Origin of the sequence: Maricaulis sp. (assembly GCF_048269565.1) — a bacterium.
In the GTDB taxonomy this organism is placed as follows: domain Bacteria; phylum Pseudomonadota; class Alphaproteobacteria; order Caulobacterales; family Maricaulaceae; genus Maricaulis.
Window position 1 is genome coordinate 57,567 of the sequence record NZ_JBLXIK010000008.1, and the last position, 14,645, is coordinate 72,211.

Consider the following 14,645-nt stretch of genomic DNA (forward strand, 5'->3'; position numbering starts at 1 on the left):
GAAAGCGTGCTTTTGCGGCGGAAAATGCCAGGATCGGGCCGTCATCGCCGACCCGATAGCCACGCCTGACATCAAAGCGCCTACTCGCCCTGATAGGACAGAGGCATGCAGGTCAGCAGCGCGTTTTGCAGGGTTTGTCCGAATCCGGCCTGCGCCGTCAACGGCATCGCACCCGCCTCGGCCGCGGCCGTATCGCGGGCGCCCTCCCAGTCCTCGATCAGGGAGCGCTCGCGCAGGGCGCCCTGCATGCCGAGCGCGAAGACCCGATAAGTCGCCTCATCACCCGCGTCGCTGACATGGGCGTCGAAACAGGCGCAAAACTCGGTGTGATCGGCCGGCTCGCCACCGCTATAGCCGACCTGCTGCAGGCGGCAGCCATGCTGCAGCCAGGTGGAATACTGCTGCGGATCTTCGGAAAAAGCGGGCTGAGCAAGGCCGGTAACGGCAAGGAGCAGGCTGACGAACATCTACAATAATCCTCTGAAATCAAAGGTGAGACTAGCCGGTTGCGGCCCCGGCACCCTCCCCTGTTCAGGGGAGGATTACATCCGGTCCGGCGCTTCCATGCCGAGCAGGTGCAGGCTCAGCTCAAGCTGTTTCAACGTCGCTTCCGCCAGGGCCAGGCGCGAGGATTTTGTCGCCTCGTCCGGAGCGGACAGGATCGGGCAGGCGGAATAGAATTTCGAGAAGGCCTGGGCCAGCGTGAAGGCGTGATCGCACAGCGCATTGGGCGCACGATTATCGATCGCCTGGTCGATGGCGGCCCCAAAGGCATCCAGCGCCAGAACGAGATCGCGTTCCTCATCCGCCACAATCGAGATCGGCCCCGGCGTGACGCCGGCTTCGGCGGCCTTGCGCATCAGGGATTTCACTCGCACGGCGGCATAGAGGAGATAGGGGCCGGTCTTGCCCTCGAAACTGGTGAAGCGATCGAGGTCGAACACGTAATTCGTGGTGCGGTAATTCTGCAGATCGGCGAACTTGATCGCCGCCAGCCCGACCATGCGCGCGACGCGGGCCTGCTCTTCAGCGCCGACATCGGCAGCAAGCCCCGCTTCCTTGATCCGCTGGTCCGCGCGCTCAATGGCGCCGGCGATCAGATCCGCGAGGCGGAATGTGCCGCCGTCACGGGTGCGCAGGCGCTTGCCGTCAGTGCCATTGACCGAGCCGAAATTGACATGCTCGAGCGCGCCTTCCTTGACCAGGCCGGCTTTTTCGGCGGCGCGGAAGACTTGCTGGAAATGATTGCCCTGGGCGCTGTCGACAACATAGAGCGTCAGATCGGGGCCGAAATTCGCCTTGCGGTCGAGGATTGTTGCCAGATCGGTGGTGCCATAGAGCGAGGCGCCACCCGAAGTGACGAGGATCAGCGGTGGCAATTCCTTCTTGTCGTCCTCGCGGGCGATATGGATCACCCAGGCACCATCGCTGAGCTCGGCAATGCCGCGCTGCTTGAAATCCTCGACCATGGCGGGGATCAGCGGATCGACATCGCTTTCCCCCTTCCACAGGTCAAAATGCACGCCGAGCGCATCGAAATCGCGCTTCAGCGCCGCAATCGAGACCGCGATGAAATGGTTCAGCAGCGCCCGGTATCCGGGGCGGCCGGCCTGCAGCTCGGCTGTCGCGATGCGGGACAGTTCCAGCCGCTCGGCATCGGCCTTGGCCTTTTGCGATGCCTGCGGATAAAGCCGCGCCAGATCGTCAATATCGACCGGCGGCTCGTCCGGATAGGGTCCGGTGAAATCGGCATCGAAATAGGGCAGGTCGGGCTGTTCTTCGCGCAGCTCGGTGATGAGGTGGCCCATTTGCAGCCCCCAGTCACCGAGATGGATGTCGGAGACAACCTCGTCGCCGCGAAAACGCAGCAGGCGCTGCAGGCTGTCGCCCAGCACCGAGGAGCGCAGATGGCCAACATGCATCGGCTTGGCGACATTGGGGCCGCCGAAATCGATCATCACCTTGCGCGGCGTCTTCGTCAGCGGTGCGCCGGCGCGATCATCGGCCGCGATCTCGGCAGCGCGCGCATCATAGGCGCCCGGCGCCGGGGTCAGATTGATGAAACCGGGCCCGGCGATCTCGGCCGACGCGATCAGCGGGTCGCCGGCGATGGCGTCGACGATCTTCTGCGCCAGTTCACGCGGATTCGTCTTCGCCTGCTTTGCAGCCGGCATGGCGCCATTGCACTGGAAGGGCGCAGTGCCCGATTTGGTCGCAGGCGTGACACGCCCCAGCTCCCGCGGCAGCCGCAGGGAAGCGAACGCGTCGCCCAGTTTTTCACTGAGCTGATCGGCAATTGAGGGCATGAAATCAGTCCTGGCCGGCACTCACGCGGAAACGCTGGCCGCTGCGGTTGAAGGCAAGCTGTTCCGGGGTCAGCTCGAAACCGGTCAGGATTTCGAAATTGACGCCAGACGTCTCGGCAGTGGCCCGCGGGATCGAAATCGCTTCAATGGTCTCGGTGAGGTAAACCCGGTCCTCGCCGGCCTGGAAGCGGATGGTGATCGGGAAGACCTGCTTTTCGATCACGGCGATATCGCGGCGCGTCACCGCGACGAAATACTCATAAACATGCGAATCACCCTCGGCGGCCGGGCCACGGCCGAAGGCCATGTCGAGCTCAAGATTGGCGATGATGGGGCGCTCGCCATAATAGTTGCACAGGGAGCGCACAGCGAGAATTTCGCCGGTGAAACCGACATTGTCATAGGCGACGATACCGTCCTCAAGCTCGACAATCCGGTGTGCGTCATAGAGCGAAAGCGCGGTCGGGCACGGGCCGATATTCGGCTGCGGTTCGGTGAACACGTCACTGACGGTCTGACAGCCATTGAGTAACAGGGCGGCGGCGGCGAGAATGGCAAAAGAACGCATGATGCATTACCTGACTTGAATACCCGCCCGGCCTCTGGATAGCGCCAAGCCTCTTTGTTAGGACGGTCATACGATGCGCACGAGGCGTGTGCAACGGTATCGCTGATGGAGAACTGAACCCGATGAGCGGCAAGCGCCCACCCCTGACTGTCCTGCTGGCCGCGCCACGGGGATTTTGCGCCGGCGTCGACCGCGCGATCCAGATCGTCGAACGGGCGCTGGAGCGTTTCGGCGCCCCGGTCTATGTCCGCCACGAGATCGTCCATAATCGCCATGTGGTCGAGCGTCTCGAGGCGCTCGGGGCGGTTTTCGTCGAGGAGCTCGACCAGTGTCCCGATGACCGTCCGGTGGTGTTTTCCGCCCATGGCGTGCCCAAACAGGTGCCGGAAGAGGCCGAACGGCGCAATCTGATCTATGTCGATGCGACCTGCCCGCTGGTGTCGAAGGTCCATGTCGAGGCCCAGCGTCACCAGGCCAGTGAACGCGAAATCCTGCTCATCGGCCATGCCGGCCATCCCGAGGTCGTCGGCACGATGGGGCAATTGCCCGAAGGCGCGATCGCGCTGATCGAAACGGTCGAGGATGCAATGGCCTACGCGCCGAAGGATCCCTCCCGCCTCGCCTTTGTGACCCAGACAACCCTCTCGGTTGACGACACCTCGGCCATCGTCGCTGCCCTGCAGGCGCGCTTTCCGCAGATCGAGGCCCCGCACAAGGAGGACATCTGCTATGCGACCACCAATCGCCAGGCCGCCGTCAAGGCGCTGGCCCCGCATTGCGACATCGTCTTCGTGATCGGCGCCCCCAATTCGTCCAACTCGGTCCGCCTGGTCGAGGTCGCCAAACGGGCGGGAGCTCCCCGTTCGCAGCTGATCTCAAGTGCCGAGGATGTGGCTTGGGACATGATCGGTGATATCGAAACAGTTGGCATCACCGCCGGCGCCTCGGCACCGGAAGACCTGGTCGAGGGACTGATCGCGGCGTTTCGCGAGCGCTATGACGTGGTCCAGAAGGATATCCGCGTCACCGAAGAAGATGTTATTTTCAAACTTCCAAGAGTGGTGGCCTGAACCGATGACAAATTCTGAAAACAAGACAAAGCCGACCGAAGTCAGCCCGGAAGCCTTCATCGCGGACATTGCCCACCCGGTGCGCCGGGCCGATGCGCTGGTCCTGCTGGAGATGATGCGCCGCCTCTCCGGGGAGGAGCCCCGCATGTGGGGGCCCTCCATCATCGGCTACGGGCAATACCACTACAAATACGACAGCGGCCGCGAGGGCGACTCCATGCGCACCGGCTTCTCGCCGCGCAAGTCCGGACAAGTGGTCTACATCCTGCCGGGCTACAGCAATTTCGACCTGATCCTTGACCGGCTCGGCAAGTTCAAGATGGGCAAGTCCTGCCTTTACATCACCAAGCTGGCCGATGTGGACCTGGCCGTGCTCGAGGAACTCATCCAGGCCGGTCTCGACGATATGGCGCGGAAATACCCGCAATGAGCGCCAAGACGAGTACGGTGACGATCCATACCGACGGCGCCTGTTCCGGCAATCCGGGACCGGGCGGCTGGGGCGCGATTCTGGAATGGAATGGTCACCGCAAGGAAATATCTGGGGGCGAGGCCGACACCACAAACAACCGCATGGAGATGATGGCGGCCATTCAGGCGCTTGAGGCGATGAAGGCCAATCATCACGACATCATCCTGATCACCGACAGCAGCTATCTGCGCGACGGGATCATGAAGTGGATTCACGGCTGGAAAAAGCGCGGCTGGAAGACCGCCGACCGCAAACCGGTCAAGAATGTCGATCTGTGGCAACGCCTCGACCTGCTGGCCCAGAGCCACAAGATCGAATGGCGCTGGGTGCGCGGCCATACCGGCGATCCGGGCAATGAGCGCGCCGATGAATTGGCACGCCAGGGCCTGGCCGATGCGCGCGCGGCCCGTCGCTGACCGGATACAGGCGCTGTGAATTGGACAGACTCAGTGGATCGCGCCGCGAAGGGCTTCATCCAGCGCGGCTGTCACTTCCTTGATATCGAGCGGCTTTGAGAGATAGCCCGTGGCGCCAAGGTCGAGATAGTGCTCGCGCGCGCCCTTGGTGGCGTCAGCGGTCACCGCATAGATCGGGATACCCGAATAGGGTTTGCCACTGCCCCGGATCTTCTGGATCGCCTCGTCGCCGGACATGACCGGCATCTGGATATCCATCAGGATGGCATCATACCGGTCGCAATCAAGCGCCTCGATCGCCTCAAGCCCGTTGCCGGCAAGCTTCACCATATGCCCGGCATTCTCGACCAGGGCCGAAGCCACCAGCCGATTGGTCATGACATCATCGACGACCAGAATGCGGGCCGGGCCACTCGGCCCCGCCTCAAGCGCCGGACGCGGCGCGGCATCGACGATGACCGATGCGGCCGGAAGCGGAAGCTCAAACCAGAATTCGGATCCCCTGCCCGGCGTACTTGTGACACCGATCTCGCCACCGGCCAGCCGGACCAGGTCACGGCAGATTGCCAGACCAAGCCCGCTGCCGCCATGCTCGCGCGTCTGCGAAGTATCGACTTGGGCAAAGCGGTCGAAGATCCGCTCCAGCTGGTCGGCCTCGATGCCCGGGCCGGTATCGGTGACACAGAAGCGCAGGCGCGTATCCGCCTGCGGTATGATGCGGACATGGACCGAACCGGCGCCGGTGAATTTCACTGCATTGCCGATGATATTGATCAGAAGCTGGCGCAAATGCTTCTGGTCGCCCAGGACGCTGGCCGGCACGCCCTCATCTTCCTGCAGCCGCACCTCGATGCCCTTTTCCGACGCGGCCGGCCCAACCATGTCGAGGACAGATTCGACCAGGGGCCGGAGATCAAACGGCTCTGTCACCAGTTTGACACTGCCGGCCTCGATGCGGGAGATGTCCAGAATGTCCTCGACCAGCTCCAACAGGGCCTTGCCCGACGACTGCAGCGTCGCAACATATTTGGATTGCACCTCGGAGAGCGGCGTCAGGTTGAGCAATTGCGACATGCCGAGCACGCCATTGAGCGGCGTGCGGATTTCATGGCTCATATTGGCGAGAAATTGTGTCTTGGCCCGGTTGGCGCTCTCCGCCCGCTCGCGCTGGATCTCCAGTTCCAGGGCGCGTTCGACATCAGCGGTGATGTCGGCCAACACGCCCGTGATCGTCAGTCCGCCGTCCAGCCGTTTGCGGAACAGGCCGCGTGAGCGCACATGCCGGATCGATCCGTCGGCGAGCACAATGCGGTAGGCGTGCGAATAGTCCTCACAGCGCTTCATGGCATCGCGCGAACGGGCGAGCACAGAATCACGGTCATCGGGATGGAGCATCGTCGCCCACTCGTCGAAGCCCGGCGTCGGCAGATCCGACCGGCCGAAAATTTCCTTGAGCCGGGCATCCCATGTGATCTCACCGGTCTCGACCTCATACTCCCAAAGGCCGAGATCGGAGGCATCAAGCGCCACGGTGAGCCGGGTCGACAGCGATTTGTACTCGTCCTCGCGGTTTCGCCGCTCGGTGACATTCTGGAACGAACCCAGCAATCTTGAGACCCGACCGTCGACGACAACTGCCCGGCCGACAGCGCGCACCCAGATGTGATTGCCCTTGGCAGTGATGAAGGGCAGTTCGAGATCCCAGGCTTCGCCCTGGGCAATGGCTTCCTCGATGGCTTGCTGCACCGCCTCGCGCGCGTCGGGCGCGTAGAATTCGACCGCTGTCTCCAGGTCCGGCACGTAATCATCATCGACTTCGTGGATGCGGCGGGTCATCGAATCCCAGAGGATGGTGTCGGCATCCAGGTCGACTTCCCAGCTGCCAATCCCGCCGAGTTCGGTCACTGCGGCCAGGCGGGCGCTGGTACTCTCGCGCTCGGCGAGTATTTGAGAGCGCTGGGTGGCGTCCTCGATCGAACCCGCCATCCGGATCGCCGCGCCGCTCTCGTCCCATTCCGCCTGCCCGAAGGCCGACAGCATCAGATAGCGCCCGTCTCCATGCCGGAAGGAAAAATCAAGTGCATAGGGGAAGCGGTGCCTGAGATGGTCGTCCAGCGCCTTTTGCACGCGATCCCGGTCTGCCGGATGCACGCGGTCCAGGAAAACCGCCATGCCGCCGGGAGCAGTGATGCCCGGAAGCCCGCCAACCAGATCATTCAGCCGTTGCGAGGCGAACATGCTGCCTGCAGAGAAGTCGATCTCCCAGACGCCGGCGGCACTGCCGGCAATGGCCAGCTCATGACGCGCCCGGCTGACCTCCAGGTCGGAGATCGCGCCGTCCCGCGCCATCTCGGTGAGGTGGGCGTGGATCAAGGTTTCAGCCGCGCTGATCAGGGGCTGGCATTCGGCCAGCAAGCCCTGGCAATACCCGCCGGGCCGGTCAGTCAAACCGATCATCGCCACCGGTTTGCCCGCCTGCATCAGCGGGATGCCGGCATATCTCCGGACGTCGGGGAAGGCGTCCATCGCATGGGTGCCACGCGGGTCTGCGCTCGGATCATTGGCGATCACCGTCTCGCCGGTACGGATCGTGTGCCCGATCAGTGTTCCGGCATCGGAGAAGTCGCGCGCCGTCTGATCCGGCGCTCCGGCGCCCGCAGCGCCCCTGATGGCAAGCGTCCGCAGTCCGCGTCCGCCTGCAGTGTCGACCACATTGCCAATAAACCCACCCTGGCTACCGGTGAATTCCAGCATCGCCTCAAGCAGATGTCCGAATGCCCGGTCAATCGTGGAGGCGTCTGAGATGAACGCTCTCTGGATATCGGAAATTAGGGCCAGCAGGCGATTGGTTCGCTCGGCTGCGGCGCTCTGGGTTCGGGTCTTGATCTGGTCTTCCACGATCCGCGCGAGGCCGCCGAGCCGCTCAAGCGTCGCGGTGTCCAGCTCAAGCGGCTGGTCATGGAAAACGCAAATCGTGCCAACTCGGTGGCCGCCGGACACTTGCAGCGGCACGCCGGCATAGCCCCGGAGATGCGGTGCACCCAGCACCAGCGGGTTATCCCTGAAGCGGTCATCCCGGAGCGCGTCGGGGACATAGAGCGTGCGATCCTCACGGATCGCGTGGTCACAGAAAGCAATGTCCCGCGGCCCTTCGCTGACATCCAGACCAATGATCGACTTGAACCATTGCCGGTCCTCGTCGATCAGCGAAATCGCTGCCATCGACGCACCCGTCAGGGTGACAGCGAGATCGGTGATCGAGTCGAACGCCTCCTCCGGATCCGTGTCCAGCAGGTTGAGGCCTCGCAACGCCGCCAGCCTCTGTTCTTCCTTGATCGGATCCATGCCTGCTCCGCGCCCTGCGCCCGTCGAATCGAATCGGGGTCGGGCGACCTCAACACCGCAACATGATTGGTTGCAGGTTTACACCAGATGAACCGGCACTGCTATTTTCAGGCGGCGCGCACGATCAGCACCACGCCCCGGATTTCATCCACCACGACCTGGCTTCCGGCCAGCAGGTCCGAACCGTCCTGGGTCTGGGCGGCCCATTCCGTATCGCCGAAATGCACCCGGCCGCGGCCGGTCGAGAAATCGCTGACGACCCGGACCGTCTGCCCGACCATGCGGGCGGAGCGGTCATTGAGCCCGTTTTCACCACCGCGATTGATCGCCGGACGGACCCAGCGATCACCGATCCAGACCAGAACCAGGGTCAGGACGGCAAAGACACTCAGCTGCACCGGCCAGCTGGCGCCGAGAATTTCGAGCGCCAGAAAGCCGGTCAGAAAGGCTGCGGCCGCCGGCCACAGGAGAAAGGTGGTGCCGGTGAGCACCTCACCGATCAGGAACAGGCCGGCCAGGGCCCACCAGGCCCACAGGCTCAGGCGTTCCAGCAGGGATACCAAAACATCCATCACTGACCTCCGTCTTCAAATACCCGCCGCTCAGGGCTTGCGGGTCGTCTCCCGGATCGCTTCGTGCGCGGCCTTGCCGAGCTCGCCGACCCCGGTGATCGTGCTGAGAATATTCGAGAATTCCGCCGGAATGATGACGGTGCGCTGTTGCTCGCTGGTCGCCAACTTGCCGAAGGCCTCGATATATTTCTGGCCGAGGAAGTAGTTGATCGCCGAAACATCGCCCGATGCAATGGCGTTGGAAACCAGCTCGGTCGCCTTGGCCTCGGCCTCGGCTTCCCGCTCACGGGCCTCGGCGTCGAGGAAGGCACTCTCGCGACGCCCTTCGGCTTCGCGGATCGCGGCTTCCTTCTCGCCCTCGGCACGCAGGATGGCCGATTGCTTGGCACCCTCCGCTTCAAGGATCTCGGCACGTTTCAGGCGTTCGGCCTTCATCTGGCGCGCCATCGCCTCGGTGATGTCGTGCGGCGGCGACAGGTCGCGGATCTCGATCCGGGTCGCCTTGACGCCCCAGGGATTGGTTGCGGAGTCGAGCACGGTCAGCAGACGCGCATTGATCTCGTCGCGCTTGGACAGGGTCTCGTCGAGATCCATCGAACCGATCACGGTCCGCACATTGGTCAGACAGAGATTGAGAATCGCGAAATCGAGATTGTCGACCTCATAGGCTGCGCGTGGCGCATCGAGTACCTGGATGAAGATCACCGCGTCGACCGAAACCGTCGCATTATCCTTGGTGATGACATCCTGATTGGGCACGTCGAGCACACGCTCGCGCATATTCATCTTGTAGCCGACACTGTCGATGAACGGCATGATGAAGTGAAGACCCGGCTTAAGGGTCCGCGTGAAGCGTCCGAAACGCTCGACGGTGAATTCCTTGCCCTGCGGCACGGTCTTGATGACCGAGGCGATGATCGCCAATGCCAGAAGCAGCAGTACGCCGGTGACGATGAGATCCATGCGAACCCTCCCTTAGCCGTTTGAGACCGGGCCAGTGCCCGGTCCCGCAGTTCCCGTCCAGCCTAGAGCTGGCCGAGGATATGGTCAGCCGACGACACCTTGAATTCACCCGGTGCCTCGACATTCAGTTCGGTGACGACGCCATCCTTGGCGATCAGCGAGAAACGCTGGGCGCGCGTGCCCATGCCAAAGCCGGTGCCGTCCATTTCCAGACCGAGCGCCTTGGCGAAATCGCCATTGCCATCGGCCAGCATCATGACATCGTCGCCGACGCCTTGGTCCTTGCCCCAGGCATTCATGACGAACACGTCGTTGACCGACATGCAGGCGATGGTGTCGACACCCTTTGCCTTGATCTCGGCCGCATGCTGCACAAAGCCCGGCAGGTGTTTGGCCGAACAGGTCGGCGTATAGGCGCCAGGCACTGAAAACAGCGCCACGGTCTTGCCACCGAACACATCAGCGGTGCTGACGCGGTTTGGGCCGCTCGCTGTCATGGTCATGAAGCTGGCGTCCGGAATGCGATCTCCCACCGAAATGGTCATGGCTGTTTCTCCTGCTGAAAGACTAGTCGCGATTGCGCACGGCAAGATAGCGGGAACGCCGCTGGACGCATCCCCCTTTTTGACCGCATCATGGAGTTATGAACAGTGACGACTCACCCCGGCCGGACGACGGTTTCCTCAATGGCAAGCTGCTGATCGCTTCGCCCGGCATTGGCGACCCGCGTTTTGACCGCTCGGTGATCCTGATGTGCGACCACTCCGCCGAGCACGCGATGGGGATTGTGCTCAACAAGCGCGTCGAGGGCCTGCGCCTGCCGGAAGTGTTTGAACAGCTGGGCGTCGAGATCACCGAGGACACGGTCGACCGGCCGGTCCTGCTCGGCGGGCCTGTGGAGCGTCAGCGCGGTTTCGTGCTGCACACCAATGATTTCCAGACCAGTGATTCCACCTTGCCCGTCACCGGTGATATCGCCCTGTCCTCCACCAAGGATGCGCTCGATGCGATGGCCTCCAGCACACCGCCGCGCCGGTCGCTGCTGGCGCTGGGCTATGCCGGCTGGGGCTCGGGCCAGCTGGAGGACGAGTTGGCGGCCAATGCCTGGCTGGTGGCCGATGCCGACGAGGCCTTGGTCTTCAGTTCCGACATCGAAGGCAAGTGGCAAAACGCGCTGAGCATTCTCGGCATCAGTCCGGAACACCTGTCCGGCGCCTCCGGCACCGCCTGATCGCTCAGGCCGGCGGCAGGAAGCGTCCGGCAATGCCCTCGCGCACGGCCAGCAGGGCCTGGTCGGGCGCCAGGGCGCCGGCATAGCGATAGCCCTGGCCAAAATCGCAGCCCATCGCCTTGAGCCCTTCGGCAGCCTCGGCGCTCTCAATGCCCTCGGCGACGATCTTCATGCCGAAATGGCGCGCAATCTGGATCACCGATTGCACCACCGTGCCGGCGCTCTCATTGGCGGCCATGGCGCGGACGAAATAGCGGTCGATCTTGACGACATTGAAGGGCAGCATTTCCAGCCGCGCCAGCGAGGAATAGCCGGTGCCGAAATCATCCAGCGCCAGCGCGATGCCGCCCTCGGACAGCCGCGTCATGACACTGGCGGCAAGATCGGGATCCCGCATGATCTCGGTCTCGGCAATCTCGAGCTTGAAGGCGCCGGCCGGCAATTCTGCCTGCCGCACCGCATCGAGCAGCGCATCGGCGAAGGTCGATGAGACCAGCTCGCTGACCGTGGCATTCGCGGCGACGAACAGGCCCTCGCCGCCGGCACACACGGTGCGCCACAGCGACAGGTCGGCAATGGCCGAGGCGCGGACTTCGGTACTGATGCGGTCGAGCAGATCGAGATCATCGGCCATGGCGAGGAAATCCTGCGGTGCCAGCACGCCGACACCGGGGCGTTCCCAGCGGGCCAGCGCCTCGAAACCGGCCAGGCGTCCGCTCTCCAGGGCGATGATCGGCTGATACCAGGCCCGCACTTCGCCGGCTGCGACGGCATTGGCCAGGGCGTGCTCCTCGCGGATGCGCAGCGCGCCATCGCCGCTCAGCCCCGCCGGCGTCATCAGGCCCTCAAAACGTTGCTCGGCAACCCGGCGCCCGAGCAGGCGGACATAGGCGACACTGCCGGCTTCGCCGATCAGGCGCACACGCAGATCAAGTATGTCCCCGCGCAGGGCGGCATCGAGACTGGCATGATCGGCCGGGCCCAGCCGGGCACAGAAGCTGGCCCAGTCGAAAATATCCCGCTCGAGCCCGAAGGCCTCCAGCGCGCCTGTAAACCGGATCCGGCCGCCTTCACCGAGCCCGATGGCGAAGGCCACCGCCCCGGCGGCGCGGGCGCCGGCCTCGAAGTCCACCGCCGTCACAGGCGCGGATCTGTGTTCAGGAGGGCAAAGCGATCATGATCGCGCCACTCGCCAGCGATATTGAGGAAGGCGCGAGCCCGGCCCTCATGCTGAAAGCCGACGCCCTCAAGCAGCCGCCGCGAGGCCTTGTTCTCAGGGCGGCAGGCCGCTTCGACCCGGTGCAGGCCCAGCCTGTCGAAGGCAAAGGCCAGGATCCGCCGCACGGCAGCACGGGTATGGCCCTGGCGCACATAGGGCGTGCCGATCCAGTAACCGATATCGGCACTTTGCTGCACGCCGCGACGGACATTGTTGAGATTGCAGGCGCCGAGCAGGACATTGTCGCGGCTGCGGAAGACAAAAAACGGATAGCCGGCGCCCGACTGGCGGTCCAGCTGATAGCGTTCAAGCCGGCGCTTGTAGGCGCTGCGGCTGAGTTCATCGACCGTCCAGGCCGGCTCCCAGGGCTCGGTATGCGCACGGCTGGCGCCGCGCAGCTTGGCCCAGCTCTCGTAATCGTCATGTGTTGGCGCACACAAGCGAATCCCCTGGGCCATCAGGGGTTCTTCCATCTCTGCATCGCGCCAAAGTGCCACTCGCCTGCTCCCGTCTCGCCGGTTCGCGCCCGGCTGTCTGTCCTTTGGCCGCGCCGGCCTCAGCCCCGCCCCAGTCGCCCGCGGGCGATGTGGAGGGCCAGATATACGCCGATCAGCGCAAGCGCCAGTCCGAACCAGGTCACCGCATAGCCCAGATGCTTGGCCGGCGGTGTCTGGGTCAGGCTGACGGGCAAGCCAAGATCGGCCCGCGCCCACATATCCAGCACACGCCCCGGATCGGTTCCGAGCGCCCGTGCCATCATGTCCCGATCAAAGTTGTACCATTGATTGGTATCCGGATCGTTTCCACTGACGAAGCTTCCCGGCCGCGGCAGCAGTTCGATGCGCCAGGCTTCGGGCCGGCTGACCAGATTGCCGTCAAGGTCCTCGAAGCCGGATTCCACGAACAGGAAACGCTGCGGATCGTCGGCATCGCAGCGCGGTGCTGGCATCAGCCCGACCCGGACCCAGCCCGGCTGGCCGCGCAGCGCATAGTAGCGCAACTGCGGCCCGGCCAGCGGTGCCGGTGCGGTGATTCTCGGCCCGAAGGCGCCGTCATGATCGCCACAAAGGGCCTGGCGGAAGGAGGTGACAGCGCCGCGCTGGCCATAGGCGGTGATCAGCTCGGCCTTCCACTCCATGCGCTTCAATTGCCACACGCCGAGCGACAGCAGCAGCACGAGACTGAGCAGGGTGAAGACGGTGAGGACGGGAAGCGGTCTGAAGCGTGGCATGGGGATCATCCTCCCGGGCAAGCCCCGACCAGCCTATTCGTCTAGCTGGCCCTGCTGGGCATCATGCTCGAACTGGAGCGCGAAAAGCAGTCCCTTCAACGGGCGCAGACACAGGATCGAGGCACCGAAGATAAAGGGCACCTGGATCATCATATGACCCCACCAGGGCATGCCCCGGAAAGCCACGGCCGTCAGCAGAAACAGCACGACAGCCAGGAAGCCGACGATGAAGAGGGCGAACACCGCCGCACCATCACCGACATCGGCGCTCTGGAAATCGGCGCCACAGACATCGCAGCGCGGCGCGATCTCCAGCAGGCCCTTGAACATGGCGCCCTCCCCGCACTTCGGACAGCGGCCCGTGAGGCCGGCGACGAGGGGGGAGGGTTTTTCCATGTCAGTCCCGCTTACTGGTAGACGACGTACACGAAGGTGAACAGGAACAGCCAGACCACATCAACGAAGTGCCAGTACCAGGCAGCCGCTTCGAGGCCGAAATGCTTCTGCGGGCTCATCTGGCCATTCATCAGGCGGATCAGGCAGACCGCCAGGAAGATGGTGCCGATGATGACGTGTGCGCCGTGGAAGCCCGTCGCCATGAAGAAGGCGGAGCCATACAGATTGCCCGAGATCGAGAACCCGGCTTCAAGATATTCAACCGCCTGCAGTGCGGTGAAGCACATGCCCAGGATCACGGTCAGCAACAGGCCGAGCTTGGCGCCCTTGCGGTCACCATGCTGCAGCGCGTGGTGCGCCCAGGTCACGGTCGTGCCCGAGAGCAGCAGCACCAGCGTATTCATCAGCGGGATATGCCAGGGATTGAAGGTCTCGACACCGGCAGGCGGCCAGGAGGCCAGCGCCGGATCAAGCCGGACATCATGGAAGATGGCGTATTCGAAGAAGACCCAGAACCAGGCGACAAAGAACATCACTTCCGAGGCAATGAACATGATCATGCCATAGCGCAGGCCAAGATCGACGACCGGGGTGTGGTCACCGCGATTGGCTTCCTTGATGACATCGCCCCACCAGCCGATCATCGTGTAGATCACGACGCCGAAACCGAGGATCAGACCGCCCCACTCGCCATCGGCATACAGGATCGCCAGCGGACTGTCGGGTTCGACCAGCCCCTTCATATTGCCGACGGCACCGACGGCGAGAAGGAAGGCGCCCAGGGAGCCGACAAACGGCCACGGGCTTGGATCGACCAAGTGGTAATCGTGTTTTACGGCATGCCCAGCCATCGCGA

General features: G+C 63.6%; 16 protein-coding genes. 4 read left to right on the forward strand and 12 right to left on the reverse strand.

Annotation, left to right across the window (positions count from 1 at the left end; genetic code table 11):
• Positions 1-80: 80 nt before the first annotated feature.
• The 3 genes from ACN0YL_RS13240 to ACN0YL_RS13250 form a co-directional block, all read right to left on the reverse strand.
• The gene (locus tag ACN0YL_RS13240; RefSeq protein ID WP_417498300.1) at positions 81-467 is read right to left on the reverse strand and encodes a hypothetical protein; all 387 of its coding nucleotides are present in this window, start codon (positions 465-467) and stop codon (positions 81-83) included.
• A 75-nt stretch (positions 468-542) separates the two neighbouring features.
• A complete protein-coding gene (gene argS / locus ACN0YL_RS13245) occupies positions 543-2,306 on the reverse strand; it encodes an arginine--tRNA ligase (protein WP_417498301.1) in 1,764 nt (587 codons plus the stop codon).
• Between the two features lie 4 nt (positions 2,307-2,310).
• Positions 2,311-2,874, reverse strand: a complete 564-nt coding sequence (locus ACN0YL_RS13250; protein WP_417498302.1) for a hypothetical protein — start codon at positions 2,872-2,874, stop codon at positions 2,311-2,313.
• Between the two features lie 122 nt (positions 2,875-2,996).
• On the opposite strand from ACN0YL_RS13250, the gene ispH reads away from it, so the two are divergent.
• Genes ispH through rnhA form a run of 3 tightly spaced genes read left to right on the forward strand, consistent with a single transcriptional unit; the run spans position 2,997 to position 4,832 of the window.
• Complete coding sequence (ispH, locus tag ACN0YL_RS13255) at positions 2,997-3,944, forward strand: 4-hydroxy-3-methylbut-2-enyl diphosphate reductase (protein ID WP_417492568.1); 948 nt, start codon at positions 2,997-2,999, stop codon at positions 3,942-3,944.
• Between the two features lie 4 nt (positions 3,945-3,948).
• Positions 3,949-4,374, forward strand: a complete 426-nt coding sequence (locus ACN0YL_RS13260) for a DUF1801 domain-containing protein (RefSeq protein WP_417498303.1) — start codon at positions 3,949-3,951, stop codon at positions 4,372-4,374.
• Positions 4,371-4,832: a ribonuclease HI gene (rnhA, locus tag ACN0YL_RS13265; protein ID WP_417498304.1), complete on the forward strand. Its 462-nt coding sequence runs from the start codon at positions 4,371-4,373 to the stop codon at positions 4,830-4,832. Before ACN0YL_RS13260 ends, rnhA begins: the two co-directional genes overlap by 4 nt.
• Before the next feature lie 30 nt (positions 4,833-4,862).
• Here the strand turns inward: rnhA and ACN0YL_RS13270 are convergent, their stop codons facing one another.
• The 4 genes from ACN0YL_RS13270 to ACN0YL_RS13285 all read right to left on the reverse strand — a co-directional run bounded on the left by ACN0YL_RS13270 (position 4,863) and on the right by ACN0YL_RS13285 (position 10,257).
• Complete coding sequence (locus tag ACN0YL_RS13270; RefSeq protein WP_417498305.1) at positions 4,863-8,177, reverse strand: PAS domain-containing protein; 3,315 nt, start codon at positions 8,175-8,177, stop codon at positions 4,863-4,865.
• Between the two features lie 107 nt (positions 8,178-8,284).
• Positions 8,285-8,749 carry an NfeD family protein gene (locus ACN0YL_RS13275; RefSeq protein WP_417498306.1) on the reverse strand — a complete coding sequence of 155 codons (465 nt, stop codon included), beginning with the start codon at positions 8,747-8,749 and terminating at the stop codon, positions 8,285-8,287.
• A 30-nt stretch (positions 8,750-8,779) separates the two neighbouring features.
• The gene (locus tag ACN0YL_RS13280) at positions 8,780-9,712 is read right to left on the reverse strand and encodes an SPFH domain-containing protein (RefSeq protein ID WP_417492573.1); all 933 of its coding nucleotides are present in this window, start codon (positions 9,710-9,712) and stop codon (positions 8,780-8,782) included.
• A 62-nt stretch (positions 9,713-9,774) separates the two neighbouring features.
• Complete coding sequence (locus tag ACN0YL_RS13285) at positions 9,775-10,257, reverse strand: peroxiredoxin (RefSeq protein WP_417467099.1); 483 nt, start codon at positions 10,255-10,257, stop codon at positions 9,775-9,777.
• 98 nt (positions 10,258-10,355) lie between these two features.
• On the opposite strand from ACN0YL_RS13285, the gene ACN0YL_RS13290 reads away from it, so the two are divergent.
• Positions 10,356-10,943, forward strand: coding sequence for a YqgE/AlgH family protein (locus ACN0YL_RS13290; RefSeq protein ID WP_417498307.1), 588 nt, complete (start codon positions 10,356-10,358; stop codon positions 10,941-10,943).
• A 4-nt stretch (positions 10,944-10,947) separates the two neighbouring features.
• On the opposite strand, the gene ACN0YL_RS13295 is transcribed toward ACN0YL_RS13290, so the two are convergent.
• From ACN0YL_RS13295 to ACN0YL_RS13315, 5 genes are all read right to left on the reverse strand, one after another.
• Entirely contained in the window at positions 10,948-12,084 is a 1,137-nt protein-coding gene (locus ACN0YL_RS13295) for an EAL domain-containing protein (RefSeq protein ID WP_417498308.1), read from the reverse strand.
• Complete coding sequence (locus ACN0YL_RS13300) at positions 12,081-12,659, reverse strand: GNAT family N-acetyltransferase (RefSeq protein ID WP_417467104.1); 579 nt, start codon at positions 12,657-12,659, stop codon at positions 12,081-12,083. Before ACN0YL_RS13300 ends, ACN0YL_RS13295 begins: the two co-directional genes overlap by 4 nt.
• Positions 12,660-12,718: 59 nt before the next feature.
• Entirely contained in the window at positions 12,719-13,393 is a 675-nt protein-coding gene (locus ACN0YL_RS13305) for an SURF1 family protein (protein WP_417498309.1), read from the reverse strand.
• A gap of 33 nt (positions 13,394-13,426) precedes the next feature.
• On the reverse strand, positions 13,427-13,723 hold the full coding sequence (locus ACN0YL_RS13310) for a DUF983 domain-containing protein (protein WP_417467108.1): 297 nt from the start codon (positions 13,721-13,723) through the stop codon (positions 13,427-13,429).
• 77 nt (positions 13,724-13,800) lie between these two features.
• A complete protein-coding gene (locus tag ACN0YL_RS13315) occupies positions 13,801-14,640 on the reverse strand; it encodes a cytochrome c oxidase subunit 3 (protein WP_417492577.1) in 840 nt (279 codons plus the stop codon).
• Between the last annotated feature and the right edge of the window lie 5 nt (positions 14,641-14,645).

What these genes read in the sequence shown, in the direction of transcription:
- ACN0YL_RS13240 (WP_417498300.1), bottom strand. Translation starts at nt 467, where the DNA reads ATGTTCGTCAGCCTGCTCCTTGCCGTTACCGGCCTTGCTCAGCCCGCT.
- argS (WP_417498301.1), bottom strand. Translation starts at nt 2,306, where the DNA reads ATGCCCTCAATTGCCGATCAGCTCAGTGAAAAACTGGGCGACGCGTTC.
- ACN0YL_RS13250 (WP_417498302.1), bottom strand. Translation starts at nt 2,874, where the DNA reads ATGCGTTCTTTTGCCATTCTCGCCGCCGCCGCCCTGTTACTCAATGGC.
- ispH (WP_417492568.1), top strand. Translation starts at nt 2,997, where the DNA reads ATGAGCGGCAAGCGCCCACCCCTGACTGTCCTGCTGGCCGCGCCACGG.
- ACN0YL_RS13260 (WP_417498303.1), top strand. Translation starts at nt 3,949, where the DNA reads ATGACAAATTCTGAAAACAAGACAAAGCCGACCGAAGTCAGCCCGGAA.
- rnhA (WP_417498304.1), top strand. Translation starts at nt 4,371, where the DNA reads ATGAGCGCCAAGACGAGTACGGTGACGATCCATACCGACGGCGCCTGT.
- ACN0YL_RS13270 (WP_417498305.1), bottom strand. Translation starts at nt 8,177, where the DNA reads ATGGATCCGATCAAGGAAGAACAGAGGCTGGCGGCGTTGCGAGGCCTC.
- ACN0YL_RS13275 (WP_417498306.1), bottom strand. Translation starts at nt 8,749, where the DNA reads ATGGATGTTTTGGTATCCCTGCTGGAACGCCTGAGCCTGTGGGCCTGG.
- ACN0YL_RS13280 (WP_417492573.1), bottom strand. Translation starts at nt 9,712, where the DNA reads ATGGATCTCATCGTCACCGGCGTACTGCTGCTTCTGGCATTGGCGATC.
- ACN0YL_RS13285 (WP_417467099.1), bottom strand. Translation starts at nt 10,257, where the DNA reads ATGACCATTTCGGTGGGAGATCGCATTCCGGACGCCAGCTTCATGACC.
- ACN0YL_RS13290 (WP_417498307.1), top strand. Translation starts at nt 10,356, where the DNA reads ATGAACAGTGACGACTCACCCCGGCCGGACGACGGTTTCCTCAATGGC.
- ACN0YL_RS13305 (WP_417498309.1), bottom strand. Translation starts at nt 13,393, where the DNA reads ATGCCACGCTTCAGACCGCTTCCCGTCCTCACCGTCTTCACCCTGCTC.
- ACN0YL_RS13310 (WP_417467108.1), bottom strand. Translation starts at nt 13,723, where the DNA reads ATGTTCAAGGGCCTGCTGGAGATCGCGCCGCGCTGCGATGTCTGTGGC.
- ACN0YL_RS13315 (WP_417492577.1), bottom strand. Translation starts at nt 14,640, where the DNA reads ATGGCTGGGCATGCCGTAAAACACGATTACCACTTGGTCGATCCAAGC.